The 26980-nt window shown below is 70.3% G+C and carries 24 protein-coding genes; 22 read left to right on the plus strand and 2 right to left on the minus strand.

Features of this window, described 5'->3' with window-relative positions:
* The first annotated feature begins 27 nt into the window (after positions 1 to 27).
* The 11 genes from ACG04R_RS01870 to ACG04R_RS01920 all read left to right on the plus strand — a co-directional run bounded on the left by ACG04R_RS01870 (position 28) and on the right by ACG04R_RS01920 (position 13459).
* Positions 28 to 528, plus strand: a complete 501-nt coding sequence (locus tag ACG04R_RS01870; protein ID WP_394405977.1) for a chalcone isomerase family protein — start codon at positions 28 to 30, stop codon at positions 526 to 528.
* 4 nt (positions 529 to 532) lie between these two features.
* Positions 533 to 1798 (plus strand): MFS transporter, encoded by a 1266-nt coding sequence (locus ACG04R_RS01875; RefSeq protein WP_394405978.1) that lies wholly within the window; start codon positions 533 to 535, stop codon positions 1796 to 1798.
* Positions 1795 to 2331 (plus strand): DUF3833 domain-containing protein, encoded by a 537-nt coding sequence (locus ACG04R_RS01880; RefSeq protein ID WP_394405981.1) that lies wholly within the window; start codon positions 1795 to 1797, stop codon positions 2329 to 2331. Before ACG04R_RS01875 ends, ACG04R_RS01880 begins: the two co-directional genes overlap by 4 nt.
* A gap of 4 nt (positions 2332 to 2335) precedes the next feature.
* Positions 2336 to 3112, plus strand: coding sequence for an SDR family NAD(P)-dependent oxidoreductase (locus ACG04R_RS01885; protein WP_394405982.1), 777 nt, complete (start codon positions 2336 to 2338; stop codon positions 3110 to 3112).
* A gap of 15 nt (positions 3113 to 3127) precedes the next feature.
* Positions 3128 to 3562, plus strand: coding sequence for a nuclear transport factor 2 family protein (locus tag ACG04R_RS01890; RefSeq protein ID WP_394405983.1), 435 nt, complete (start codon positions 3128 to 3130; stop codon positions 3560 to 3562).
* Positions 3563 to 3593: 31 nt separating this feature from the next.
* Positions 3594 to 4640 carry a tRNA 2-selenouridine(34) synthase MnmH gene (mnmH, locus tag ACG04R_RS01895; RefSeq protein WP_394405985.1) on the plus strand — a complete coding sequence of 349 codons (1047 nt, stop codon included), beginning with the start codon at positions 3594 to 3596 and terminating at the stop codon, positions 4638 to 4640.
* Between the two features lie 9 nt (positions 4641 to 4649).
* On the plus strand, positions 4650 to 5720 hold the full coding sequence (gene selD / locus ACG04R_RS01900) for a selenide, water dikinase SelD (protein WP_394405986.1): 1071 nt from the start codon (positions 4650 to 4652) through the stop codon (positions 5718 to 5720).
* Positions 5721 to 6084: 364 nt separating this feature from the next.
* Positions 6085 to 7593, plus strand: a complete 1509-nt coding sequence (locus ACG04R_RS01905; RefSeq protein ID WP_394405988.1) for a family 43 glycosylhydrolase — start codon at positions 6085 to 6087, stop codon at positions 7591 to 7593.
* A 344-nt stretch (positions 7594 to 7937) separates the two neighbouring features.
* Positions 7938 to 9824, plus strand: coding sequence for a phosphoenolpyruvate carboxykinase (GTP) (locus ACG04R_RS01910; RefSeq protein WP_394405991.1), 1887 nt, complete (start codon positions 7938 to 7940; stop codon positions 9822 to 9824).
* Positions 9825 to 9937: 113 nt separating this feature from the next.
* On the plus strand, positions 9938 to 10621 hold the full coding sequence (locus ACG04R_RS01915; RefSeq protein ID WP_394405992.1) for a CAAX prenyl protease-related protein: 684 nt from the start codon (positions 9938 to 9940) through the stop codon (positions 10619 to 10621).
* A gap of 138 nt (positions 10622 to 10759) precedes the next feature.
* Positions 10760 to 13459, plus strand: a complete 2700-nt coding sequence (locus tag ACG04R_RS01920; RefSeq protein WP_394405994.1) for a carboxypeptidase regulatory-like domain-containing protein — start codon at positions 10760 to 10762, stop codon at positions 13457 to 13459.
* 19 nt (positions 13460 to 13478) lie between these two features.
* Here ACG04R_RS01920 and ACG04R_RS01925 read toward each other — a convergent pair whose 3' ends face one another.
* Positions 13479 to 14237, minus strand: coding sequence for a helix-turn-helix domain-containing protein (locus tag ACG04R_RS01925; RefSeq protein WP_394405995.1), 759 nt, complete (start codon positions 14235 to 14237; stop codon positions 13479 to 13481).
* A gap of 126 nt (positions 14238 to 14363) precedes the next feature.
* Here ACG04R_RS01925 and ACG04R_RS01930 point away from each other — a divergent pair, with 126 nt between their 5' ends.
* From ACG04R_RS01930 to ACG04R_RS01975, 10 genes are all read left to right on the plus strand, one after another.
* Positions 14364 to 15587 (plus strand): amidohydrolase family protein, encoded by a 1224-nt coding sequence (locus ACG04R_RS01930; protein ID WP_394405998.1) that lies wholly within the window; start codon positions 14364 to 14366, stop codon positions 15585 to 15587.
* Positions 15588 to 15706: 119 nt separating this feature from the next.
* Entirely contained in the window at positions 15707 to 16159 is a 453-nt protein-coding gene (locus tag ACG04R_RS01935) for a YiaA/YiaB family inner membrane protein (protein ID WP_394406000.1), read from the plus strand.
* 22 nt (positions 16160 to 16181) lie between these two features.
* Positions 16182 to 16604, plus strand: a complete 423-nt coding sequence (locus ACG04R_RS01940) for a hypothetical protein (RefSeq protein ID WP_394406002.1) — start codon at positions 16182 to 16184, stop codon at positions 16602 to 16604.
* Positions 16601 to 17386, plus strand: coding sequence for a DUF2145 domain-containing protein (locus ACG04R_RS01945; protein WP_394406004.1), 786 nt, complete (start codon positions 16601 to 16603; stop codon positions 17384 to 17386). Before ACG04R_RS01940 ends, ACG04R_RS01945 begins: the two co-directional genes overlap by 4 nt.
* Positions 17383 to 19281: an MFS transporter gene (locus ACG04R_RS01950; RefSeq protein ID WP_394406006.1), complete on the plus strand. Its 1899-nt coding sequence runs from the start codon at positions 17383 to 17385 to the stop codon at positions 19279 to 19281. Before ACG04R_RS01945 ends, ACG04R_RS01950 begins: the two co-directional genes overlap by 4 nt.
* Positions 19278 to 19535: a hypothetical protein gene (locus tag ACG04R_RS01955; RefSeq protein ID WP_394406009.1), complete on the plus strand. Its 258-nt coding sequence runs from the start codon at positions 19278 to 19280 to the stop codon at positions 19533 to 19535. Before ACG04R_RS01950 ends, ACG04R_RS01955 begins: the two co-directional genes overlap by 4 nt.
* Positions 19532 to 20260: a prolipoprotein diacylglyceryl transferase gene (locus ACG04R_RS01960; protein WP_394406010.1), complete on the plus strand. Its 729-nt coding sequence runs from the start codon at positions 19532 to 19534 to the stop codon at positions 20258 to 20260. The genes ACG04R_RS01955 and ACG04R_RS01960 overlap by 4 nt, the downstream gene beginning before the upstream one ends.
* Positions 20257 to 21732, plus strand: a complete 1476-nt coding sequence (locus ACG04R_RS01965; protein WP_394406012.1) for a radical SAM protein — start codon at positions 20257 to 20259, stop codon at positions 21730 to 21732. Before ACG04R_RS01960 ends, ACG04R_RS01965 begins: the two co-directional genes overlap by 4 nt.
* Before the next feature lie 137 nt (positions 21733 to 21869).
* On the plus strand, positions 21870 to 22700 hold the full coding sequence (locus tag ACG04R_RS01970; protein ID WP_394406016.1) for a phosphate/phosphite/phosphonate ABC transporter substrate-binding protein: 831 nt from the start codon (positions 21870 to 21872) through the stop codon (positions 22698 to 22700).
* A gap of 10 nt (positions 22701 to 22710) precedes the next feature.
* Complete coding sequence (locus ACG04R_RS01975) at positions 22711 to 24927, plus strand: sensor histidine kinase (RefSeq protein WP_394406017.1); 2217 nt, start codon at positions 22711 to 22713, stop codon at positions 24925 to 24927.
* A gap of 6 nt (positions 24928 to 24933) precedes the next feature.
* Here ACG04R_RS01975 and ACG04R_RS01980 read toward each other — a convergent pair whose 3' ends face one another.
* On the minus strand, positions 24934 to 25431 hold the full coding sequence (locus ACG04R_RS01980; RefSeq protein ID WP_394406019.1) for a hypothetical protein: 498 nt from the start codon (positions 25429 to 25431) through the stop codon (positions 24934 to 24936).
* A 72-nt stretch (positions 25432 to 25503) separates the two neighbouring features.
* Here ACG04R_RS01980 and ACG04R_RS01985 point away from each other — a divergent pair, with 72 nt between their 5' ends.
* Positions 25504 to 26973, plus strand: coding sequence for a tetratricopeptide repeat-containing sulfotransferase family protein (locus ACG04R_RS01985; protein WP_394406021.1), 1470 nt, complete (start codon positions 25504 to 25506; stop codon positions 26971 to 26973).
* The last annotated feature ends 7 nt before the right edge of the window (positions 26974 to 26980 follow it).

The following is a 26980-nucleotide window of genomic DNA, read 5'->3' on the forward strand; positions in this document are numbered from 1 at the left end:
GTCGCGGCCGCCCTTTGCCCCCTCGCCATGACTCCAGCCCTCGCCGCCGACCTTCCCCTGCCCACTGAACTGCAAACCGCCCTGCCGCAGGCGCGGCTGCGCGGCACCGGCGTGCTGCGCTTCTTCGGCCTGCGCGTCTACGAGGCGCGGCTGTGGACCGCGCCCGACTTCGACGCCGACGACTACGCCCGCCGCCCGTTCGCGCTGGAGCTGGTCTACGACCGCAAGCTGGAAGGCGCGGCCATCGCCGAGCGCTCGGTGGCCGAGATGCGCCGCGTCGGCCCCTTCGACGACGCGCAGTCCAAGCGCTGGCTGGCGCTGATGAAGCAGGCCTTCCCCGACGTCGTCGCCGGCGACCGGCTGCTGGGCCTCAACGACGGCCAGGGCGACGTGCGCTTCTTCTACAACGCCCGGCCCACGGCGCAGACGATGGACGCCGACTACGCGCGGCTGTTCTTCGGCATCTGGCTGGCCCGCCAGACCTCGGCACCGGCACTGCGCGACGCGCTGCTGGGGACCGCGCGCTGATCCCATGACGGCACTCGCGGCCCCGCAACCGACGCTCGGCTGGCGCCCCGGCCTGGCCTACGCGTCGCTGGGCGTGCCGCTGGCCTTCGTGTCGCTGCCGCTGTACGTGAACCTGCCGCACCACTACGCGTCGGTGCTGGGCGTGTCGCTGCCGGCGCTGGGCGCCGTGATGCTGGCCGTGCGCGGGCTGGACGCCGTCGTCGACCCCGCGCTGGGCCGGCTGACCGACCGGCTGTTCCGCCACGGCGCCGACGCGGCCTGGCGCGCGGCGGCGCTCGGCGCGCTCGTGCTGGCCCTCGCATTCGCTGCGTTGTGGCGGCCGCCGTCGGGCGCCGAGCTGCCGTGGCTGGCCATCGCGCTGCTGGCGAGCACGCTGGCCTACAGCGCCGTCGCCATCGTCCACCAGAGCTGGGGCACGCGCTGGGGCGGCGGGCCGGAACTGCGCGCCCGCGTGGCCGGCTGGCGCGAGGCCGGCACGCTGGTCGGCGTGCTGCTCGCGAGCGGGTTGCCGGCGTGGCTGGGCTGGAATGCGACGAGCGCGGCGCTGGCCGTGCTGCTGCTGATCGGCTTGCTGAGCCTGCGCAGCGGCGGCGTTGAGACCGCGCCGGCGCCCGAAGCCGCGGCGCTCGCCTCTCCCTGGCGCGATGCCGCCTTCCGCCAGTTGCTGGCCGTCTTCATGCTCAACGGCATTGCCAGCGCCGTGCCGGCCACGCTGCTGCCCTTCTTCCTCGCCGACCGGCTGCAATTGCCCGGCTGGCAGGCACCGCTGCTGCTGGCCTATTTCGGCTCGGCCGTGCTGGGCCTGCCGCTGTGGGTGCGCGCCGCCGCGCGCTGGGGCGTGGCGCCGACGTGGCGGGCCGGCATGGCAGCCAGCGTGGCGGCCTTCGCCGCGACGCCCTGGCTGGGCGCGGGTGACGGCGCCGCGTTCGCCGCCGTCTGCATCGCCAGTGGGCTGGCACTGGGCGCTGACCTGGCCCTGCCTGGCGCGCTGCTGACCGGCGTCATCCACGACGGCGGCGCCGGCCGCCGCGGCGAGGGCGCCTACCTCGGCTGGTGGGCCTGCGCCACCAAGCTCAACCTCGCGCTGGCCGCCGGGCTCGCGCTGCCGCTGCTGGCGGCCGTGGGCTACCGCAGCGGCGGCAGCGACGAAGCCGGCCTGCAGGCGCTGGCCTGGACCTACGGCGGCCTGCCCTGCGCGCTGAAGCTGGCCGCCGCCGCCGCACTGTGGCGCGCAGAACACCTGAACCCCCGCTGGAGGGACCGCGAATGAACCACCTCACCCGCCGCACGCTGCTGGCCGCCACGGCCGCGCTTGCGCTCGCCGGCTGCGCCGGCCCCGCCGTGCAGGACTACGCCGCCGAGAAGCCCGTGCTGGACCTGCGCACCTTCTTCAACGGCGACCTCACCGCCAAGGGCCTGTTCACCGACCGCTCGGGCCGCGTCGTCAAGCGCTTCACCGTGACGATGAACGGCCGCTGGGACGGCGACAACGGCGTGCTCGACGAGCGCTTCCAGTACAGCGACGGCACGACGCAGCGCCGCGTCTGGCGGCTGAAGTCGCTGGGCGGCGGCCGCTACACCGGCGCGGCCGACGACGTCGTCGGCGAAGCGCAGGGCGAAGCCGCCGGCAACGCCTTCCGCTTCGTCTACACGCTGGCGCTGCCGGTGGACGGCCGCGTCTGGAACGTCGCGCTGGACGACTGGATGTTCCTGATGGACGAGCGCACGGTGCTGAACCGCTCGGCGATGAGCAAGCTGGGGCTGCACCTGGGCGACGTGACGCTCGTCATCACGAGGAACTGAGCCCATGCCCCTCAATCCGCCACTGCGCGACTGGCAGGGCCGCTGCGCCTGGGTCATCGGCGCGTCGTCCGGCATCGGCCGGGCCACCGCCGCGGCGCTGCATGCGCAGGGCGCGCGCGTCGTCGTCTCGGCGAGGCAGGCCGATGCGCTGGAGGCCTTCACGCGCGAGCACGAAGGCAGCGTCGCACTGCCGCTGGACGTCACGCGCCCCGACGACGTGCACGCTGCCGCGCAGGCCGTGCGGAAGCTGGCCGGCGGCGCACCGGCGCTGGTGCTTTACTGCGCCGGCCACTACAAGGCGCAGCGCGCCACGCAGCTCGACCGCGCCGAGATGGAGCGCCACCTGGACGTCAACTACCGCGGCGTGCTGAACCTGCTGGACGCCGTGCTGCCGATGCTGACCGCTGCATGCGCGGGTCACCTCAGCCTCGTCGGCAGCGTGGCCGGCTACCGCGGGCTGCCGATGTCGCTGGCCTACGGCCCGACCAAGGCGGCGCTGAACAACCTGGCCGAGAACCTCTACCTGGACCTGCACCCGCTGGGCCTGGGCGTGTCCATCGTCAACCCCGGCTTCGTCGAGACGCCGCTGACGGCGCAGAACGCCTTCGCGATGCCCGCGCTCATCACGCCTGAGGAAGCCGCACGGCACATGCTGAAGGGCTGGGCGCAGGGGCGTTTCGAGATGAACTTCCCGCGCCGCTTCACCGCCTGGGTGCGGTTGCTGCGCTGCCTGCCCGACGCCTGGTACTTCGCCGCCGTACGCCGCATGACCGGCGCCTGACACCGACCGACGACCATGCCCGACACCCGCACGACCCGCCTCGTCGACGCCTACACCCAGCTCACACGCGACAACCTGCCCGCGCTGCTGGCGCTGTACGCCGAGAACGCCCGCTTCAAGGACCCGTTCAACGACGTGCGCGGCCACGCCGCCATCGGCCGCGTCTTCACGCAGATGTTCGAGGAGCTGCGCGAGCCGCGCTTCACGGTGCAGGTATCCGCCAGCGAAGGCGACAACGCCTTCCTGACCTGGGAGCTGCACTTCCTGCGAGAGCGCGGCGAGGCCATGGTCATCCGCGGCGCCACTCACATCCGCTACTCGCCCAACGGCCTCGTCCAGCTGCACCGAGACTACTGGGACGCCGCCGAGGAGCTGTACGCCAAGCTGCCCGTGCTGGGAGCACTGATGCGTGCGCTGCGCCGCCGCCTGGCCACGCCGCAGCCGGGGTGAAAAGCCGGCCGGTGTAATCTGCCGGGCTCCCATGAGTCACAAGCCCACCACCGTGAACGAGCTGGGTGAGTTCACGGTCCTCGTCGACGTGCGCTCCCCAGCCGAATACGCGCTCGACCACATCCCCGGCGCGATCAACTGCCCCGTGCTGGACGACGACGAGCGCCGCATCGTCGGCACGATCTACGTGCAGCAATCGGCCTTCGAGGCGCGCAAGATCGGCGGCGCCATGGTCGCCCGCAACATCGCCCGCCACCTGGACGAGCAGTTCCGCGACAAGCCCAAGGATTGGCGCCCCCTCGTCTACTGCTGGCGCGGCGGCATGCGCAGCGGCAGCTTCGTCAACTGGCTGCGCTTGGTGGGCTGGGATGCCCAGCAGCTGCGCGGCGGCTACAAGGCCTGGCGCGCCCACGTCATCGAGCAGATCGCGGTGCTGTCGCCGCGGCTGGACCTGCGCGTGCTGTGCGGCCCCACCGGCAGCGCCAAGACCCGCGTGCTGCAGGCGCTGGCCGCCCAGGGCGAGCAGGTGCTGGACCTGGAAGACCTCGCGGCCCACCGCGGCTCGGTGCTGGGCGCCGTGCCGGGCCGGCCACAGCCGTCGCAGAAGGGCTTCGAGACGCAGCTGATGCACCGTCTGACCGCACTCGACGCCACCCGCCGCGTGTGGGTGGAGGCCGAGAGCCGGCGCATCGGCCGCATCACGGTGCCGGAGCCGCTGCTGGCGCGGCTGCGCGAGAGCGCCGTCGTCGAGATCGCCGCCACGCCGGCCGCGCGGCTGGCCTACCTGCTGCGCGACTACGCCTGGCTGGGCGACGACCCGCAGGGCCTGGCCGACAAGCTCGGCACGCTGCGCGAGCTGCTGCCCCGGGAGGTGCTGGCCGAGTGGCAGGCCTGGGCGCTGGCGAGCGACCTGCCGCCGCTGTTCGAGGCGCTGATGGCCCGCCACTACGACCCGCTCTACGCCCGCTCGCAGGGCCGCCACCTGGAAAGGCTGCCGCACGCCCGGCGCGTGGCCTGCGAGGATCTGTCCGACGAGGGCATCCAGGCCCTGGCCGCCCGCATCGCTTCACTGACCTAGGCGAGTTCCATGACCACTGCTTCGTCCACGCCCGCCGTCCTGCGCCTGACCTCACTGTCCCACGGCGGCGGCTGCGGCTGCAAGATCGCCCCCGGCGTCCTCAGCGAGATCCTGAAGAACACGCGCCAGCTGCCGGTGCCGCCGCAGCTGCTGGTGGGCATCGAGACCGCCGACGACGCGGCCGTCTACCAGCTGACCGACGACATCGCCGTCATCGCGACGACCGACTTCTTCATGCCCATCGTCGACGATCCGTTCGACTTCGGCCGCATCGCCGCGACCAACGCGATCAGCGACGTCTACGCGATGGGCGGCAAGCCCATCATGGCGCTGGCGCTGGTGGGCATGCCGATCAACGTGCTGCCGGTGGACGTCATCGGCCGCATCCTCGCCGGCGGCGAATCCGTCTGCGGCGCGGCCGGCATCCCCATCGCCGGTGGCCACACCATCGACTCGGTCGAGGCCATCTACGGCCTCGTCGCGCTGGGCGTCGTGCACCCCAAGCGCATCAAGCGCAACGCCGACGCGCGACCCGGCGACCGGCTCGTGCTGGGCAAGCCGCTGGGCGTGGGCATCCTGTCGGCCGCGCTGAAGAAAGAGGCGCTGGACGCCGACGGCTACGCGCGGATGATCGCGACGACCACGCAGCTCAACACGCCCGGCCCCGACCTCGCCGCGCTGGACGGCGTGCACGCGATGACCGACGTGACCGGCTTCGGCCTGGCCGGCCACGCGCTGGAACTGGCGCGCGGCGCCGGCGCCAGCGTGGAGCTGGACTGGGCCCGCGTGCCGGTGCTGCCGGGCGTGCGCGAGCTGACCGAACGCGGCTTCGTCACCGGTGCCTCGGGCCGCAACTGGGCCGGCTACGGCACCGAGGTCGTGCTGCCCGACGGCTTCGCCGCCACCGACCGCGCGCTGCTGACCGACCCGCAGACCAGCGGCGGCCTGCTGGTGTCCTGCGACGCCGGCGCCGTCGACGACGTGCTGGCCGTGTTCCACCGCCACGGCTTCGCAGCCGCGGCCGAGATCGGCAGCGTCGCCGCCAACGGGCCGGACGGCAGCCGGCTGCGGCTGCGCTGAGATCAACCCGCTCGTCAGGCGCGCCCGCAGAGCACGGGCGGCTCGCCCGCGCCTGCGCCAGATGCTGAAACGAATATCGGGCGCATGAGAAAAATGATTGGTTCCACCCGTCGTCCGTGACTAACCTGAGCCGGCAGTAAAAAAGTTCGCGCATCGCGAGAAGCGAATGCGACGGCACAGAAACCAAAACCCGGAGACAACTGCAGTACCCCGACGCGCTCGGGCCGTCCTCCCATTCCCGATTTGCCTCGGTACCAGCGACTGATCGAGGACGAATCGAATCGGGAATCAACCCTTGTGGATTCATCGAGCCTGCTGCGCGGGTCGCGCGGAGCCGTGCTCGCCGCTCTTCCATGGAGTGTTCATGAAACGATTGTTTGCATGCATCGTGATGCTGGCCGGGCTGGCTGGCATCGCGCTCCCGGCGCACGCCGCCATCACCATCAACACCAGCGTCCAGTACAAGATCAAGAACGTCAACAGCGGCCTCGTGCTGGGCATCTCGGGCGCCAGCCAGACGGCGGGTTCAAAGGTCGTCCAGTGGGAAGACAACGGCACGGCCGATCACCTGTGGCATTTCATGCCGATGGGCAACGGGCAGTACAACATCGAGAACATGTTGACCCACCAGGTGCTGGGCGTGTCGAGCGCCTCCACCGCCGATGGCGCGCAGATCGTGCAATGGGCCGACAACGGCACGTCTGACCATCTATGGACGGTCACCCAGGCCGCCGACGGCAACTACCTGATCCAGAACGTCAACAGCGGCAAGTATCTGGAGGCCTATCTGGCCAGCACATCAGACACGGCCACGATCGACCAATGGGCTCTGACCAACTGCGCCTGCCAGGAGTGGCAGCTGGTGAACACCAAGGCCACCCCCTACCCGGCTCCGCGCTCCGTTGCCGGCAATGGCATCTATGTGCATGACCCGTTCATGCTGCGCGACGCCAGCGGCACCTACTGGCTGTACGGCACGCACCAGACGGTGGCCACCTCGACCGATGGTGTCAATTTCACGGCCTACACCAACTGCACCACCACACAGCTGGGGGGCTACTCGACCTGCCCGTCGATCGGTCCTGACTTCAGTTCGTGGAGCGGCCTGCAAACACCCAAGGGCTGGAACAGTGGCGCCAACACCGACTTGTGGGCGCCCAGCCTGCTGGTGTCGAACGGCACCTACTACCAGTACTACTCGATACCCTATCTGCCCAGCACCGGCGCGGAGGCCGTGATCGGCGTGGCGACCAGCACGTCGCCGGCCGGCCCCTGGACGGACAAGGGCTTCGTCAAGAAGTCCTGGACCAGCAGCACGACGTCACCGCCATCCGGCTTCTCGGCCACCACCGACAACGCCATCGACCCGGCTCCGTTCACCGATGCCAGCGGGAACTGGTGGATGGCCTGGGGGTCATGGACCGATGGCACCCACCTGATGCAGCTGAACCCCAGCACCGGGCTGCAATCGACGACGAACACGACCGTGTACACGCTTGCGAAGCGCGGCACCGCGGGCGAGGAAGGTCCGTTCATCTACTACTACGGCGGCTACTACTACTTCGCACCGATCAACGTCTGCTGCAACGGCACGGCTAGCACCTACCGCACCATCGTCGGCCGCTCCACCAGCGTGACCGGCCCTTACGTCGACCGCGGCGGTGTTGCGTTGACAGCCGGCGGCGGCACCATCCTGTTGAGCACGCATGGCAACGTCATCGGCTCGGGCGGTGGCAGCGTGTTCACGGACGCCGGCAACGGCAACGCGCCGACCTTCGTCTATCACTACTACGACGGCAACAACAGCGGCCGCGCGACACTGGGCATCAACACGCTCGGCTTCACGTCGGACGGCTGGCCTTACGTCAAGTAAGGGTCTGGCCAGCCGCTGAACGTCGACTACGACACGCGCCGGGTCGGTGACCCGGCGCGTGTCGCATCCCATCACCGGCAGGGTGAGGCGGCCATGGCGGGATCGAAAAAGGTTCAAAAGGTTCACCATGTTTCACGCCCTTTCGTCACGACGCCAGGCCGCCTTCGCCGCTGAAGTGCCTCAGATCTCGCGCCAGCATGGAGTTATTACGGTTTTGCATGGGAACACCCATCCCGGTGGTTACGGCTTGATTACATTGAATTCCACAATGCGCGCCCGAGCCGGTGTGCTTGGGCCAGCTCCGGTGGCTGACCCAAACACATCCACTTGATCGGAGCTTTCCCATGAACCAACCCGCGATGCAGGGCCTGCGCCTGAACCTGCCCGCCTACGTCAAGAACGCCCGGCTGATCGCCTGGGTCGCCGAGATCGCGGCGCTGACCGAGGCCGCCGACGTCTACTGGTGCGACGGCAGCGCCGACGAGTACCAGCGCCTGTGCGATCAGCTCGTTGCAGCAGGCACGTTCAAGAAGCTCAACCCCGCGCTGCGCCCCGGTAGCTACCTGGCCAACTCCGACCCCAGCGACGTCGCCCGCGTCGAGGACCGCACCTTCATCTGCTCCGCCAGCAAGGAAGACGCCGGCCCAACCAACAACTGGATGGCCCCGGCCGAGATGCGCGAGCTGCTGCAGACCGGCGAGCAGGCGCTGTTCAAGGGCTGCATGCGCGGCCGCACGCTGTACGTCGTGCCGTTCTCGATGGGCCCGCTGGGCTCGCCCATCGCCCACATCGGCGTGGAGCTGAGCGACAGCCCCTACGTGGCCGTCAACATGCGCACGATGACACGCATGGGCCAGGCCGTCATCGAGCTGCTGGGCACCGACGGCGAGTTCGTCCCCTGCGTGCACACGGTCGGCGCGCCGCTGCAAGCCGGCCAGGCCGACGTGAGCTGGCCCTGCAACAAGACCAAGTACATCGTCCACTACCCCGAGACGCGCGAGATCTGGAGCTACGGCTCGGGCTATGGCGGCAACGCACTGCTGGGCAAGAAGTGCTTCGCGCTGCGCATCGCCTCCACCATGGGCCGCGATCAGGGCTGGCTGGCCGAGCACATGCTGATCCTGGGTGTCGAGAGCCCGGCGGGCAAGAAGTACCACGTCGCCGCCGCCTTCCCGAGCGCCTGCGGCAAGACCAACTTCTCGATGCTGGTGCCACCCAAGGGTTTCGAGGGCTGGAAGGTCACGACCATCGGCGACGACATCGCCTGGATCAAGCCCCAGGCCGATGGCTCGCTGCGCGCCATCAACCCCGAGGCGGGCTATTTCGGCGTCGCGCCAGGCACCAACCACAAGACCAACCCCAACTGCATGGCCAGCCTGGACCGCGACGTGATCTTCACGAACGTGGCGCTGACCGACGATGGCGACGTCTGGTGGGAGGGCATGGAGGCCGATGCAGCGAACAAGGCGCTGCCGGCCCACCTGATCGACTGGCAGGGCAAGGACTGGACGCCCGAGATCGCCAAGGCGACCGGCGCCAAGGCCGCGCACCCGAACGCGCGCTTCACCGTCGCCGCGACGAACAACCCCGCGCTGGACCCGGCCTGGGACGATGCCGAAGGCGTGAAGATCGACGCCTTCATCTTCGGCGGCCGCCGCTCGACGACCGTGCCGCTGGTGACCGAGGCGCGCGACTGGACCGAAGGCGTCTACATGGCCGCCACGATGGGCAGCGAGACCACCGCCGCCGCCGCCGGCCAGCAGGGCGTGGTGCGCCGCGACCCGTTCGCGATGCTGCCCTTCATGGGCTACAACATGGCCGACTATTTCCAGCACTGGCTGGACCTGGGCGCCAAGCTGAAGGCCAGCGGCGCCAGACTGCCGGCCATCTACTGCGTCAACTGGTTCCGCAAGGGCGCCGATGGCAAGTTCGTCTGGCCCGGCTACGGCGAGAACATGCGCGTGCTGAAGTGGATGCTGGACCGCCTGGAAGGCACCGGCGGCGGCGAGGAGCACGTGTTCGGCGTGACGCCCGGCTACGCCGACCTGAACTGGGACGGCCTGGACTTCTCGCAGGACCAGTTCGACACCGTCACGCGCATCGACGCCGCCGAGTGGCAGGCCGAGATGAAGCTGCACGCCGAGCTGTTCGCGCAGCTGGCCCACCACCTGCCGGCCGAGCTGCCGGCCACGAAGGCGCGCATCGAGGCCCGCCTGGCCGAACTGGGCTGAGCCTTCCTGCTCCATTGAGCGGGCGCCTTCGGGCGCCCGTTCTGCTGGCCCCCTGGGTCTTGGGGGGCCGCAGCCCCGAAGGCGTCATGCCCCGCCGCTAAGCTGGCGCCGACATGCCCGCCCACACGCCTGCGTTCAGCCCCGCCGCCCTCGCGCGCTGCGTTCCCTTCGTGGTCTTCATGGCCCTGCTGGCGCTGCGCGGCTACCTGCCCGACAGCTTCGGCATCGACGCCCGCTGGATCTACGGCGCCCAGACCCTCATCGTCGCCGGCCTGCTGGCCGCATACCGACGCAGCTACGGCGAGCTGGTGCGCCAGACGCTGCCCGACGCGCGCGAGGCCGGCTGGGCCGTCGTCGTCGGTATCGCCGTCTTCGCGGTCTGGGTGCGGCTGGACGCACCGTGGATGCAGCTCGGCGAAGCCACCGCCACGTTCGTGCCGCTGGACGCCGCCGGCCAGCCCATCTGGCCGCTGATCGCGCTGCGGCTGGCCGGCGCGGCGCTGGTCGTGCCGGTCATGGAGGAGCTGTTCTGGCGCTCCTTCCTGATGCGCTGGGTGCAGCACCCCGGCTTCGAGCGCGTGGACCCGCAGACCGTCGGGCTGAAGGCCGTCGTGCTGTCGACCTTCGTCTTCACGCTGGCCCACACGCTGTGGCTGGCCGCCGTCATCGCAGGCCTGGCCTACGGGCTGCTGTACCGCCGCACCGGCAAGCTGTGGACGGCCGTCATCGCGCACGCGGTGACGAACGGGCTGCTGGGCCTCTGGGTCATCTGGAGCGGACGCTGGGAATTCTGGTGACCCCCCGGTCGCGGGGCCTGTGGTTCTAGGGGAGAACCCTGAACGCGGCCGGGCCGCTTCCTACACTGCGGCCGCCTCGCGTCCAAGCGGGGCCGGCGGGCGCCACAAGCGCCCGGCCCGACCACAGAGGGAGTTCCGATGTCATTCAGCATTCAGCGCCTGCGTGGCGCGCTCGCCAGCCTTTGCCTGGCTGCTTTCGTGGCCGGCTGCGGCGGCGGTGGCGGCAGCAGCACCCAGCCTCCGGCGACCCAGGTCCCCGCGGACACCGGCCAGATCACCGGCCAGGTGCTCAGCGCGGCCGATGCCAGCCCGGTGGCCGGCGCCCGCATCACGGCCGCCGGCACCAGCGCCGTCAGCGACGCGCAGGGCCGCTTCTCGCTCAACGGCCTCGCGCCGGCCGACGCCGTCGTGCTGCGCATTCAGGCGGACGGCCATCTCGACGCCGTGCTGCCGCTGCCCGTCCGATCCAACCTGGCCACCAGCATCACCAAGCGCCTCGTCGCCGCCGGCTCGGCGCAGACCTTCAGCGCCACCGCACCCGGCACGCTGAGCGTCGCCAACACGCTGGCCAGTGTGGACCTGCCGGCCAACGGCTTCGTCATCGACGGCAGCAGCACCGCAGCCACCGGCACGCTCAGCGCCCGCCTCAGCGTCATCGACCCCGCGCGCAACCCCGGCGCCATGCCGGGCCGCTACGTCGCCAGCACGGGCCGCGCCATCGAGAGCTTCGGCGCCATCAACGTGGACCTGCGCGACGCCGCCGGCAACAAGCTCAACCTCAAGGCCGGCACCACCGCCACGATCCGCATCCCGCTGGCCAGCCGCTCGGCCACGCCGCCGGCCACCGTGCCGCTGTTCTATCTCGACGAGGCCACCGGCCAGTGGGTGCAGGAAGGCCAGGCCACGCTGAAGGTCACCGCCGACGGCAGCTACTACGAGGGCACGGTCGCCCACTTCAGCAGCTGGAACGCGGACATGGAGATGGACACCATCTTCGTCCACGGCTGCGTGGTCGACAGCACCGGCAAGCCGGTGACCTGGGCGCTGGTGCAGTCCTCCGGCGTGGACTACTCCGGCGTGAGCTACGCCCCCACCGACGGCAACGGCAAGTTCGACGTCGCCATCCGCAAGAACTCGCTGGCAGAGGTGTTCGCCTCCGTCGGCGACCGCGCGACACCGACGGTGAGCGTCGGCCCCTCGGCCACCGACATCACACTGCCCAACTGCCTCGTCGTCGCCGACGCGGTGGCGCCGCAGGTGGTGTCCTCGCCCGCGGACCGTACGGCCGTGGCGGGGCAATACGCCTTCTTCCGCGTCGTCGCCACCGGCGGCGACCTGCGCTACCAGTGGCAGCGCAACGGCGTCGACCTGCCCGGCGAAACCTATGACACGCTGAGCATCTCCGCACGGCTGGCCGACGACGGCGCGCGCTACGGCGTCGTCGTGCGCAACAGCGTCGGCCAGGCCGCGAGCGGCACCGCCGTGCTGCATGTCACCCCGGCCGTGGCACCCGCCATCACCACAGCGCCGCAGGACGCCAGTGCCAAGGTGGGCGACACCGCCAGCTTCACGGCAACGGTGTCCGGCAGCGCGCCGCTGGCCTACCAGTGGCAGCGCAACGGCGTGGACATCGCCGGCGCCACCGCGGCCGTGTACCGCACGCCCGCGCTGACGCTGGCCGACAACGGTGCCCGCTTCCGCGTCGTCGTGCGCAACGCCCTCGGCAGCGCCACCAGCCCCGAGGCGACATTGAGCGTCGCGGACGCCACGCTCGCCGCGCCGGCCATCACCTCGCAGCCGGCGGCCGTGACCACCAACATCGGCCTCACGGCCAGCTTCCTCGTGCAAGGCACCGGCACGCCCGTGCCGACCTACCAGTGGCTGAGGAACGGCACGGCCATCGCTGGCGCCACGGCGTCGGTCTACACCACGCCGGTGCTGACGGCCGCCGACGACGGCGCGCTCTTCAGCGTCAAGCTGACGAACTCGCAGGGTGAGGTGGTCAGCAACACGGCACTGCTGACCGTGCGGCCGGGCGGCAGCGATACCGACCAGGCCAACCTGCTGCGCGTGCTGGGCGCCAGCAGCTGGTGGCTGCAGGCGATGACGTCGCCGCTGATCGTCACGGACGACAACGGCGTGGTGCTGGCCGGCAGTGCCGTGTGCCAGACCGGCAGCGTCAGCGCGACGCTGGGCGGCGCGGCCCTGACCGTGGGCCAGCCGCTGCCCGCCAGTGGCCTGCTGGCCACGCGCTTCACCGACTGCGTCAACGATGGCACCCGCTACAGCGGTGCCGGCACGGCCGACTACCGGTTCAGCGGCCTGAGCATGCCCGTCAACGGCAGCGCCACTGTGACGCTGTCGAGCCTGCGCATGGTGGACGGCGGCAGCGACTACACCGTCGACGGCGGCACCAGCGTCGCGCTGAGCGGCAGTACCGACGCCACCAGCGTGACGCAATCCGTCACCGTGACGCCCGCCGGCGGCGCCAGCATCACCAACAACCTGCTGTCACTCAAGGCCACGCTATCGGGCGGCAGCCTGACCATCGGGTCCACCACCCGCACAAGCGACGGCATGCTGACGGCCACGAGCGTGGGCTACAACAGCATCGCGTTCACGGTGTCTGGCACGCCTTACGTCGCGCAAGGCACGCTCACGCTGACGTTCAACACGTCGACCGGCGGCTACACCAGCGGCTCCGGCGAGATCACGCTGGCCAGCAACGGCACGCAGGTCGGCCGGCTGTACTTCGCCAACGGCAGCCTGCAGATCGAGGTCAACGGCCGGGTGCAGCCGTTCTCGGCGCCGCTGCGCAACCCGAACGCGCGGCGTTGAGGACCGGGGCGGCGGCGCCTCAGCCGCGCCGCTGCCCGAGCCCCGTGCGCTCCAGGTCCCGGAAGGCCTCGAACACCCAGGACCGCAGCCCGATGACGACGCTGTAGGGCCGCTTCTCGGCCGACGGCAGCTTCTGGTCCAGCAGGTGCTGACGCGCGAAATCGTCGGCCGCCCGCTGCAGCCGCTCGGCCAGCTCGCGCGCGTGGCCGGCACCGAACTCGCCGTGCACCAGCGTCAGCAGCTCGCCCTCGCCGTCGAAACCGCCGGCGAAGAAGTCGGCCATCACGCGCTCTCGGAAGAACGTCATCACCGGCCCCTGCGGCCGCCAGCGCAGCGTCTTGGCGACCTTGAGCTTGTAGCGGTTGTTGGGCCGCAGCTCGATGACGCCCAGCCGGTCCAGCTTCACCAGCGCCGCGACGGCGTCGACCTCGCTGAGCCGGTAGCGCGCCAGCACGTCCTCCAGCGCCCACAGGCTCAGGCAGCAGATGGCGACAAGCAGCAGCTTGGGATCAGCGACGACGGCCTTCTCCTGCTCCAGGCTCAGCTCGCGCTGCGCGGGCGACTGGGCTGCCATGCGAGCGGCCAGCTCGGCGAACTCCAGCTTCAACACGCGGCAGATCTCGTCCACGCGCGACAGCGGCATCTCGCCGCCAGGCGCCAGCATGCGCTTCACGCTGGACTCGGACAGGTCGAGCTCCCGCGCCAGCTCGGCATAGCTCAGGCCCTGGCTCTTCAACTCGGCCTTGATCAAGGCCACGAGGGATTGCGTGCTCGACATGGGCGCGAACGGTAGCGCATGGCGGCACCGCCGGGCGCAGCCGCCGCGCCACCGGCACAAAAACGGCTGCGCTACGGCAGGCGGCCGCGACAGTCGCGCCCCGTCCCAACCGCCCCAGTCGTCGCCATGCTCACTCGACGCCATTTACTGTGCTGCGGCGCCGCCGCCGGCCTGTTCACCTCGCTCGCCGGCCCGGCACGCGCCGGCATGCTCAACCCCTGCCGAAGCGGTATTCCCGAGACGCTGAAGCCGCTTGTCGAACGCGCGTTCGACGGCCTCGACCCGACCCAGCTCTGGGACGTCCACACCCACCTGCTCGGCACCGGCGACTCCGGCTCGGGCTGCTCCGTCAACGCGCAGCTGAGCCAGTGGTGGCACCCGGTCGAAATGCTGCGCAAGCGCTTCATCCTGAACGCCGCCTGCGTGCCGGCCGACGCGCCCAGCGTGGACCGCGCCTATGTGCAGCGGCTGCAGGCGCTGGCGGCGGACTTCCCCGAAGGCGCGCGCTGGATGCTGTTCGCCTTCGACCAGGCCTGCGACGCCGCCGGCTGGCCCGACACGACACACACGACCTTCCACGTGCCCGACGCCTACGCGGCCCGCATCGCCGCCGACACGCCGCAGCGCTTCGCCTGGGTCGCGTCCATCCACCCCTACCGGCCCGACGCGCTGCAGCGGCTGGACGCAGCGATCGCGAACGGCGCCGTCGCACTGAAGTGGCTGCCCTCGTCGATGAACATCGACCTGCGCGACGCGCGGCTGCGGCCCTTCTACGACCGGCTGGCCGCGGCCCGGCTGCCGGTCATCGTGCACTGCGGCGAGGAGCACGCCGTGCCCGGCGCGGGCCGGCAGGAGCTGGGTAACCCGCTGCTGGTGCGCGCCGCGCTGGCGCACGGCGTGCGTGTCGTCGTCGCGCATTGCGCGTCGCTGGGCACGGCGCTGGACCTGGACCAGAAGCGCCCCCGCCTCGCACCGGCCTTCTCGCTGTTCGCGCGGCTGATGGACGAGGACTGGGGCGACCGGTTGCTGGGCGACATCTCGGTCGTGCTGCAGGCCAACCGCAGCGCCGACGTCGCCCGCACGCTGCTGACGCGGCAAGACTGGCACCCGCGCCTGCTGCACGGGTCGGACTACCCGCTGCCCGGCATCCCGGCCGCCATCCGCCTGCCCGCCGTTGCCAGCGCCGGCCTGCTGGACGCCGCCGACCTGCCGGCGCTGGAAGCCTTGCGCGAGCACAACCCGCTGCTGTTCGACCTGGCCCTGAAACGGCTCGCCCGGTGGCGTGACATACGCCTGTCTCCGGTCGTTTTTTCGACCCGACGCCACTTTGAGCGGCCGGCGGTGGCGTGAAACGCTACCTGACGTCGCTCGCCGCGCGCCTCGGAACTATTCCCGAGGCCACCCATCGAGGCATCGCGCAAGATCGCGCCCATTCAAAACCGACAGGGAGTTCTTCGATGCCGTCCCCCATGACCATCCGCCGCGACACCGGTGCCTGGCGCCTGCAAGTCTGGCTGTCGTTCGGCCTCAGCGTCATGCTGTGCGGCTCGGGCCTGGCCTGGTTGCCCGGCGCCGACCTGGACCGCGCCTTCATGATCATGGGCTACGTCTTCTGCCTGTCCACGGCGTTCGCGCTGGCCAAGTTCATCCGCGACAACCAGGACCGCCAGGTCGACACGCCGATGTGGCGCCTCGTCGTCTGGACCGGCTTCGCGCTGGCCATGGGCCTGACGGGCTGGGGCCTGTACCGCATGGAAGTCCAGCCGGTGTGGAAGGCCTACCTCGGCGTCTGCTGGCTCTACCTCATCTCCAACGTCTTCACGCTGGCCAAGATGCTGCGCGACGCCCACGAGGCCGACATGCTCGAAGCGCGCCTGCAGGGCCGCCGTGAAGCGCTGGCCGGCGACAGCCCAGCCCAGTGATCGACATCCTCAGGAGCCCGTCATGAAGCCCGTCCTTGCCGCCCTCACGCTATCCCTCGCGCTGGCTGCGCACGCGCAGTCGGAGGTGAGCGCCATCTCGCTCGCGCCGGTGGCCTTGTCCGTCACGGCCATCAGCGCCGGCGGCGTCACGCTCAGCGCCGTGCCGGCATCCCTCCTCGTGGCAGGCGTGACGCTGGTGGTCGTCAGCGTCGAGGTGGTCGGCAGCGCGACGGTGTGGGTGCTGGAGCGAGCGTCGGACGGCGTGCGCATCAGCCTGCGCACCGCCGGCCAGCTCGCCAAGGGCGTCGTCGTGTCGGCCGGCACGGTGGTCACGGTGTCGGTCATCGGCGCCGGTGTCGTGCTGTCCGCAGCCGGCGAGGCCATCGCCTTCATCCCCAACGAGATCGGCAAGGCCTTGCTCTACAACGAGCAGGTGAGCCGGTGAAACCGCTCGCCGCGGCGCTGCTGCTCGCGGCAGCGGCGACGGCAGCCCACGCCGGCCGGCCCTGCGAGGAGAAGCCGCCGACAGCCCGCCAGATCGAGCAGGGCCTGAACCTCGCCCAGGCCACGGCCCGCCAGCTCGACGCGAGTGGCGCGCAGGTCGTGCTGCTGGCCCGCGCGGGGCAGGACCTGTCCAAGCACGGCCTGCAGTGGTCGCACCTGGGCTTCGTCTACAAGGACACGACGCAACAGCCCGCCGTCTGGCGCGTCATGCACAAGCTCAACCATTGCGGCACCGACCACGCCGCGCTGTACCGCCAGGGGCTGGGCGAGTTCTTCCTCGACAACCCCCAGCGCTACGACGCCGCCTTCGTCGTGCTGAGACCTGAGCTGCAGCAGGCGCTGCTGCCGGTGCTGACGGACAACCGTCGCGTCGCCCGCTTCAACGAGCGCCGCTACAGCATGGTGGCCTACCCGTTCGCGACGACCTACCAGCAAAGCAACCAGTGGGTGCTGGAGACGCTGGCCGGCGCCGCAGCGCCGAACATCGGCAACCGTCGCGATGCGCAGGCCTGGCTGAAAGCCCAGGGCTACCAGCCCACCGACCTGCACCTGTCCACCTTGACCCGCCTGGGGGGCCGGCTCACGCAGGCCAACATCGCTTTCGACGATCATCCGAGCGCGCGCCGTTTTACGAGCCACATCGACACGGTCACCGTCGACTCGATGTTCGCCTGGCTGCCGCGCGCCAACCTGTCCGACTCGCCACAACAAATCCAGAAATGAGCACCGAACATCCCAACCAGTTCGCCCTGCTGGGCCAACGCCGCTTCGCGCCCTTCTTCTGGACGCAGTTCCTCGGCGCCGCGAACGACAACGTCTTCAAGTTCGCGTTCACGCTGATGGTGACCTACCAGCTGCAGCTCAGCTGGCTGGCTCCGAAGATGGCGGGCCTGGTCATCGGCGCGCTGTTCATCCTGCCCTACGTGCTGTTCTCGGCCACCAGCGGCCAGCTCGCCGACAAGCACGACAAGGCGCGGCTGATGCAGCTCGTGAAGAGCCTCGAGATCGCCATCATGGCCATCGCCGCCTGGGGCTTCTGGACCGCCAACGTGCCGGGGCTGCTGTTCTGCGTGTTCCTGATGGGCCTGCACTCCACGCTGTTCGGCCCCGTCAAGTACGCCTACATGCCGCAGCAGCTCAGCGAGCGTGAGCTGACCGGTGGCAACGGCATGGTGGAGATGGGCACCTTCGTCGCCATCCTGCTGGGCCAGCTGGCCGGCGGCATCCTCGTCGACACGCCGGTCGTCGGCCCGCAGCACGTGGCCATCGCCTGCCTGGTGCTGGCCGTGCTGGGCCGCGCGACGGCGCAGGCCATTCCCGCCAGCCCGTCGACCGACCCGAACCTCGTCATCAACTGGAACCCCTTCACCGAGACCTGGCGCAACCTCAAGCTCGCGCACGAAGGCGTCGCCGTGTTCCGTTCGCTGCTGGGCATCTCGTGGATGTGGTTCTTCGGCGCCGTGTTCCTCAGCAACTTCCCGGCGTTCGCCAAGGAAGTGCTGCACGGCAGCCCGCAGGTCGCATCGCTGCTGCTGGCGGTGTTCTCCATCGGCATCGGCATCGGCTCGCTGATGTGCGAGATGCTGTCCAAGCGCCACGTCGAGATCGGCCTCGTGCCGCTGGGCGCCATCGGCATGAGCGTGTTCGCCATCGACCTCTACTTCGCGGCGACCGGACTGCCTGCCAGCGCCCCGTACACCGTCGGCGGCTTCCTGGCCGTACACGCCCACTGGCGCGTGCTGGCCGACCTGACGCTGCTGGCGCTGTTCGCCGGCCTGTACAGCGTGCCGATGTACGCACTGATCCAGCTGCGCGCCCAGCCCAGCCACCGCGCCCGCATCATCGCGGCCAACAACATCCTGAACGCGGTGTTCATGATCGCCAGCTCCGTCATCGCTGGCGCGATGCTGGGCCAGGGCCTGACGATCCCGCAGGTCTTCCTGGCCGTCGGCATCGCCAACGCGGTCGTCGCGTTCTACATCTTCCTCATCGTGCCGGAGTACCTGCTGCGCTTCGCGGCCTTCGTGCTGACGCGCATCGTCTACCGCTTCCGCGTCGTGCATGACGAGCGCCTGCCGACGACCGGCGCGGCCGTGCTGGTCTGCAACCACGTGAGCTTCGTCGACGCCGTGCTGCTGATGGCCGCCAGCCCGCGGCCCATCCGCTTCCTGATGGACCACCAGATCTTCAAGATCCCCGTGCTGGGCTGGATGTTCAAGCTCGCCAAGGCGATCCCCATCGCCCCGCAGAAGACCGACCCGGCCACCTACGAGGCCGCCTTCGCCGCCGCCCGCGCGGTGCTGGAAGACGGCGAGATGGTCTGCATCTTCCCCGAGGGCGGCATCACGCGCGACGGCGAGCTGCAGCCGTTCAAGGGCGGCGTCATGAAGCTCATCGACGGCATGCCCGACGTGCCCGTCATCCCGATGGCGCTGGGCAATCTGTGGGGCAGCTTCTTCTCGCGCGTGGAAGGCGGCAAGGCGATGACCAAGCCGCTGCGCCGCGGCTTCTGGAGCCGCATCAGCCTGACGGTGGACGCGCCGATGAAGCCGGCGGAGGTGTCGCCGGATGCCCTGCAGCAGCGCGTTCGCACCTTGCTTGGCGGAGCGGCGGCATGAGCGAGGGGGCGGGCTCCGTCCTCGCGCGATTCGTCCTGCTATGCCTGCTCGCGGTGGCGACGCTGGGTTTCGGTGCGGCGGGCCTGTGCGGCGCGGTGTTCACCTTCATGGGCACCATCGGCTTGTTCCAGGGCGGCCCGGAGAACTTTTCGGCGGCCATCCTGGTCATCTCCGTGCCCAGCCTGCTCATCGGTGGCGCGCTGGCCTGGTGGCTTGGTCGCAAGTTCTTCAGAGCATCGACCGCTGACCCTTGATCGCCGACGTCACCACCGCCGGCTGGGTACACAGCACCTTCGCCTGGGCCGGCATGGCGCTGGGCGCTGCGATGTGGCGCCGCACGCTGAGGCAGCAGCACCGCGGCGGCGCGCTGGCGCCCGGCAACTTCGGCGTACTCGTCGGCCTGCTGCTGGGCGCGGCCATTGGCAACAAGCTCGTCTTCCTCGTCGAGCGGCCCGACGTGGCGCGGGCCATCTGGCTGAGCCACGAGCTCATCGTGCCCGGCCAGAGCATCGTCGGCGGCCTGCTGGGAGGCCTCGTCGGCGTGGAGATCGCCAAGGCCCTGACCGGCCGGACCCGCAGCACCGGCGACGCGATGGTGCTGCCCATCGCCCTGGGCCTCGCCATCGGCCGCGTCGGCTGCTTTCTCGCCGGCCTGCATGACGACACCTACGGCCTGGCGACGTCGCTACCGTGGGGCGTGGACTTCGGCGACGGCACGACGCGCCACCCGACGCAGCTCTACGAGATCGCCGTCGTGCTCGCTCTCGGCACCGCGCTGCACCGCGCGCGCTTGGCGACACCGGGCCTGGCGTTCAAGCTGTTTCTCGCCAGCTACCTGCTGTGGCGCTTCTTCGTGGAGTTCCTCAAGCCGGTGCCGGTGGCCTGGCCGCTAGGGCTGTCGGGCATCCAGTGGACCTGCCTCGTCGCGCTGGCCGTCTACCTGCCCCTGACGTTGCGCGCTGCCTGCAAGACCACATGACCCGCAAAGTCCGCCCCTACCTGTTCTACGACACGACGCAGTCCGTCTGCACGACCTGCCTGCGCCCGGTGGAGGCCAAGATCGTCATCAAGGACGGGCAGGTCTTCATGGACAAGTGGTGCCCGGCACACGGCACCGAGCGCGTGCTCGTCAGCGACGACGCGGCCTACTACCGGCAGTGCCGCGAGGTGTTCGTCAAGCCGCCCGAGATGCCGCAGCGCTTCGCCACGCCCATGACATACGGCTGCCCCTACGACTGCGGCCTGTGCCCCGACCACATGCAGCACAGCTGCCTGTCCATCGTCGAGATCAGCGACCACTGCAACCTGCGCTGCCCCACCTGCTATGCGGCCTCCGGGCCGGAGCGGCTGACGCACCGCTCGCTGGACGAGGTCATCGCGATGCTGGACGCCATCGTCGCCAGTGAGGGCGAGGCCGACGTCGTGCAGATCTCTGGCGGAGAGCCGACGCTGCACCCGCAGTTCTTCGACATCCTCGACGCGGCCAAGGCCCGGCCCATCAAGCACCTGATGGTCAACACCAACGGACTGCGCCTCGCGCAGGACGCCGCCTTCGCCGAGCGTCTGGCGACGTACGCGCCGGGACTGGAGGTCTACCTGCAGTTCGACTCGCTGCGGCGCGAGGCGCTGATGGACCTGCGCGGCGCCGACCTGCGCGGCCCACACGAGGCGGCGCTGAAGCGGCTGGACGCACTGGGCCTGTCGACGACGCTGGTCATGACGGTCAAGCGCGGCGTCAACGACGACGAGATCGGCGACGTGATCCGCCACGGCCAGTCGTTCGCCTGCGTGCGCGGCGTGACGCTGCAGCCCATCCAGAACGCCGGCCGCGTGGACGCCTACGACGCCGCAAAGCACCGCCTCACCGTCAGCGAGCTGCGCCGACGCATCGCCGAGCAATCGGGTGTGTTCACGGCTGCCGACGTGCTGCCCGTGCCCTGCAACCCCGACACGCTGGCCATGGCCTACGCCATCCGCGGCGAAGGTGGCCTCGTGCCGCTGACGCGCTATCTCGATGCCGCCACGCTGCTGTCCGGGGAGCGCAGCACCATCGTCTTCGAAGGCGACCCGGCGCTGAAGGCCGCGGTCTTCAAGCTGTTCTCCACCAACCATTCGCCCGAGAGCCAGAGCAACTGCCTGTCCGAGCTGCTGTGCTGCCTGCCGAAGATCGCCGCGCCGCAGCTCAGCTACCGCGACGTGTTCCGCGTGCTCATCGTGCAGTTCATGGATGCGCAGTCGCTGGACATCCGCGCACTGAAGAAGAGCTGCATCCACATCGCGCGGCCCGACGGCCGGCTGATCCCGTTCGAGGCCTACAACCTGTTCTACCGCGACGAGCGCCAGGTGGAGCTCGCCGCCATCCGCGCCGAAATCGACCAGGGCCGGGCGGCCCGGCAGGCTGCGGGGCGGCCGGCGCCCGTTGCCGTAGCCCGGGTGTCCGTGCCGGACTGACCCCGCCGGCAGCGGAGAAGTTCACGCTCCGGCCGCCGGCCATCTCGATCGGCGGCCTTTTCACCACGACACGCACTGGGAAAGTGCGGCCCGCTTGCCCACAATCGGTTCACCATGGCGTGGACGCTGGAGGACCGATGAAAGCCATTGCCCTGCTGCTGGCCGCCGCCAGCCTTGCCCTGCCCGCCCGCGCGCAGACGGAGTACCGCTTCTCGCCGGTCAACCAGGCCAACATCACGACGGCGGCGTCGTACTGGAACCCCATCGTCGCCTACGTGTCGGAGAAGAGCGGCGTGAAGCTGTCGCTCAAGCTTGGCCGCACGTCGGCCGACACGACCGCCTTCGTGCTCGCACAGGAGGTGGAGTTCGCCTTCACCAACCACCTGTTCAGCCCGGAGCGGGATCAGCTCGGCTGGAAGGTCTTCGGCCGCCGCAACACACCGGCGCTGCATGGGCAGATCGTCGTCGCGGCCGACTCATCCATCACCAGCCTCGCCCAGCTGGAAGGCAAGGAGATCGGCTTCCCCGGCCCCGAAGCCTTCATCGCCTACAAGACGACCTATGCCCAGCTGCTGCAGCAAAGGATCAACGTGCGCACCGTCTTCGGCGGCAACATGGACGGCGCCTTCGCCCAGCTGTTCAGCGGCAAGGTGGCCGCGGTGGGCGCCAACTCGCAGCTCGTCGAGGGCTATGCCAGGCGCGAGGGCAAGCAGTTCCGCGTGCTGTGGAACTCCGAGCCGTACTACGACCTGGCCCTGATGGTGTCGCCCAAAGTGCCGGCGCGCGACGCGCAGGCCGTGGCCAAGGCCTTCACCGGCATGGCCCAGGACCCGCAGGGCCGCGAGATCCTGGCGGCCGGCGCCAAGCTGATCGGACTGCCGGCGGAGGCCTACTTCGTCGCCTCGGACGGACACGAGTACGCGCCCTACCGCCGCTTCTACCAATCGGCCCCGGCCCAGCTGCGCTGAGCAAGCCCGCATGAGCCGCTTCACCGCCCTGCTGCCGCGCAGCCTGGTCCGCCGGGTGCTGCTGCTGTACGTGGCGTCCCTGGCGCTGCTGGTGACGGTCGCCTTCGCGGTCTTCATCGTCTACGAGTTCGGCTCCACCCTCGACGACGCGGAGGCGGACTCCCAGGCCATGCTCGCCACGCTGGCGCCGGTGGTGGCCGATGCGGCCGTGATCGGCGACTACGACACCATCAAGCGCACGCTGGACCGCGCCATCGCCCACCCGCTGTTCGAGCGGGCCACCTTCATCGACCTCAAGGGCGGCCGGCTGGAAGTGATCCGGCAGGACCATCCCGACATCAGTCCTCCGGCCTGGCTGGTGAAGCGCATCGCCGCACAGCTGGAACCCGTCAACGCGCCCATCAACGTCGGCGGGCGGGACTACGGCGTCACGCGGCTGACGCTCTGGAACGAGCGGCTGGCGGCCGACATCTGGCAGGCCACGCGGGTGGCGCTGCTGTTCGCGGTCGTCGGCACGCTGGGCGGTGGCGTGCTCGTGGGCTGGCCGCTGCGGCGCTGGCTGGGCCAGCTCGACCGCGTGCGCGACCTGGGCGAGCGGCTGCGGCTGGGCGGCCAGGGCCTGCAGCCCATGCGCACCGACGAAGCGCCACTGGAGTTCCAGCGCACCTTCGAGGTGGTCAACCAGGTCGCCGCGTCGCTGCAGGCCGAACGGGCCCAGGCCGCCGTCACGCTGGCCTCCATCGCCGAGGGCGTGGCCACGCTGAACCGGGCCGGCGTCGTCGTGCTGGCCAACCCGGTGCTGGGCCGGCTGCTGGGCAGTGACAACGCGGCGATGCTGGGGCAACCGATCCCGCAGCTGCTGCCCGAGCTGCAGCTCGACCCCGCCACCACCGACGGCTGGCGCGGCCGCCGCTTCGAGCGCGGCGAGCGGGTGCTGGAGGCCAGCCTCGCGCCGGTACGCTCCGACCAGGGTGAGCCCGCCGGTGCGGTCATCGTGCTGCGCGACGTGACCGAACAGCAGGCGCTGGAGGACCGGCTGCGCGCCGAGCTGGAGGCCCGCTCACACGCGATGGAGGCCATGAGCGAGATGCTCGGCTCGGCCGGCTCGGCGCCGGAGGGCATGCGCTCGGGCGCCATCGAGCAGCTGTCCAGCCAGGTGGGCGACATGGTCACCCGGCTGCGCCGCCAGACCGGCCAGCTGCACGCCATCTTCAACCTCAGCCCGGACGGCTTCATTGCCTTCGATGCCGAACGCCGCGTGCAGTTCGTCAGCCCGGCCTGCGCCTTCCTGACGATGCTGTCGGACCGCAACGTGCTGGGCCAGGACGAGCCCGGCCTCGAAGCGCTGCTGCAGAGCCGCTTCGCGCAGCCGGACATGCAGCGCCCGCTGCGCCTGCAGGAGCTGCGCGACACGCCGCGCATCGTGCAGATGGCCAAGCCCATGCAGCGCATCCTGTCGCTGGCGCTGCACGACGGCGGCGGCGCCGAGACGCCGCAGCTGCTGCACATCCGCGACATCAGCCAGCAGTTCGAGCTGGACCGGCTGAAGAGCGAGTTCATGTCCACCGCTGCGCACGAACTGCGCACGCCGATGACCAGCATCTACGGCTTCGTCGAGCTGCTGCTGCACCGCGAGTTCTCACCGGAGCGGCACCGCGACCTGCTGCAGCGCGTGCACCGGCAGAGCCGCGCCATGATCGACATCCTCGACGAACTGCTGGACCTGTCGCGCATCGAATCGCGCCGGGCGCTGGACTTCCAGTTCCAGCCCGTCTGCCTGGGCGAGCTGCTGCGCCAGACGCTCGACGACTTCGGCACGCCGCCAGGCCGAGAACCGCCCGCGCTGGCACTGGCCGCCGAGCCGCTGTGGGTGCACGTGGACGCCAGCAAGCTGGGCCAGGCGCTGCGCAACCTGCTGTCCAACGCCTACAAGTACTCGCCCGGTGGCGGGCCCGTGGCGATGCGGCTGCAGCCCGTGGACGAGGAGCACGTCGACATCGAGGTCCAGGACCACGGCATCGGCATGACGCCCGAGGAGCTGGAGCACGTGACCGAGCGCTTCTATCGCGCCGACCGCTCGGGCGCCATCCCGGGCACGGGCCTGGGCATGGCTATCGTCAAGGAGATCATCGAGCTGATGGACGGCAGCCTGGAGCTGCAAAGCGAGCCGGGCCGCGGCACGACGGCAACGCTGCGGCTGCGCCGCATTGCGGCACCGGCGGGCTGAGCCGGCTCAGCGGCTCCGCCAGCGGCGTGCCCAGCGCCCCAGCCGGAGCTTGACGGCTCGCGCCATGCGCCACACGGCGCTGGCACGCACCCAGGCCAGCAGCTCGGCCTTCCAGGCCGTCCAGCGTGCGTAGAAGCGGGCGAACCAGGGCAGCTGCATCAACGCCGGCTGGATGAGCTGAAACAGCCAGGCCAGCAGCGCCGTGCCGAACAGCTTGGCGGCGATGATGACGCCCACGCCCAGCAGCGCATGCCCCTTGGCCACCAGCCAGACGGCGGCCAGCTTGATCGGCAGGATCAACAGGCTGGGCAGCAGCAGCACGACGAAGGCCCAGCGCGGCGGCAGGCGCTTCAGGCCGGCCTCGATGTGGCGGATGACCGGCAGCTTCGCAATCAGCGCGAAGACGCGCCGCAGCGGCTCCCAGCCCCATTCCTCGAACAGGATCAACAGGGCCAGGACGACCCGGATCAACCAGCGCAGTGGCGCGAACAGCGTTTTCAGCATGGGCGCCGATCATGCCAGTGCGCCGGCGCGGTGACAGAATCTCGGCCCATTGCGCCGGCCCACCTTCAAACCATGGATGACCCCATTGACCAGCTCCGCGACGCCGCCACCGGGCACCTGTCCGCCGGGCGGGTGCAGCCGGCGATCGCGGCCTACGAGGCACTGTTGCGCGTCACGCCCGGTGTGCCGGACGACTGGTTCAACCTGGCCTATCTGCAGCGCGAGAACCGCGACTTCCAGGCCGCACTGGCCTCTTACGGTCGCGCACTGGCGCTGGGCGCCACGGGCCCGGAGGAAATCCACCTCAACCGCGCCGTGATCCTGGCCGAAAACCTGCGCCGCGAAGACGACGCCATGGCCGAGCTGGCGCGGGCGCTTGCATTGGCGCCACGCTTCCTGCCGGCGCTGGTCAACCTCGGCAACCTCCACGAGCGCCGCGGCGAGCGCGCCCGGGCGCAGGAGCGCTACGAGCAGGCGCTGGCCGTCGAGCCCGGCCACGCGCTGGCGTTGTCGCGGCTGGCGAACCTGCGCCGATTTCATTCGCCCGACGACGTGCTGATCCAGCGCCTGCGCCAGGCGCTGCAGGTGCGCGGCCGGCATCCGTCCGAGCACGCTGACCTGGCCTACGCGCTGGGCAAGGCGCTGGACGACGCAGGCGCCTACGACGACGCCTTTGCCGCCTACTTGCATGCCAACCAGGCGGCCCGCTTCAGCCACGGCCGCACGCCGCTGCGCTACGACCGCGAGGCGCACGAGCGGCTGGTCGACGCGTTGATCCGGCAATCCCTGCAACCCGCGCCGCCTTCGGTTGCCGGGGAATCGGCGCCGCCGGTCTTCGTCTGCGGCATGTTCCGCTCGGGTTCGACCTTGCTCGAACAGATCCTCGGCAGCCACCCGGACGTGACGCCCGGCGGCGAGATCGACCTGCTGCCGGCGCTGGCCCGCGAGCATTTGCTGCCGCGGCTTGCGCAGCCGGACCGGCCACTACCGGCCGAGCTGGCCGAGGCCATGCGCCACGAGTACCGCAGCGGCATCGCTGCGCGCTTTCCCGACGCCACCTTGCTGACGGACAAGCGGCCGGACAATTTTCTGTTCATCGGCCTGCTCAAGCAGCTGTTCCCTACCGCCAAGATCCTTCACACGCGCCGCGCAGTGCTGGACAACTGTCTGTCGGTGTTCTTCCTGCACCTGGGGCCGGCAATGGCCTATTCGCTGGACCTGGCCGACATCGCACACTGGTATCGCCAATACCGCAGGCTGATGGGCCATTGGCAGTCGCTCTATGGCGAGGACATCCACGACGTGGACTACGACGCCTTGGTGGCCGATCCGCGCCCGCAGATCGGGGCCGCGCTGAGGCACTGCGGGCTGGGCTGGAACAATGCCTGCCTCGATTTCCACGCCAGCAAATCCAGCGTCGCAACGCCCAGCAACTGGCAGGTGCGCCAACCGCTGTACCAGCGCTCCTCCGGGCGCTGGCGCAACTACGAGCGCCACCTCGGCGCGTTGCGCGACGCGCTGGCCGGCCTGGTCGACGACTGACGCGTCG

The sequence above is a fragment of the Pelomonas candidula genome (genome assembly GCF_043555985.1).
Lineage (GTDB): Bacteria > Pseudomonadota > Gammaproteobacteria > Burkholderiales > Burkholderiaceae_C > Pelomonas > Pelomonas candidula.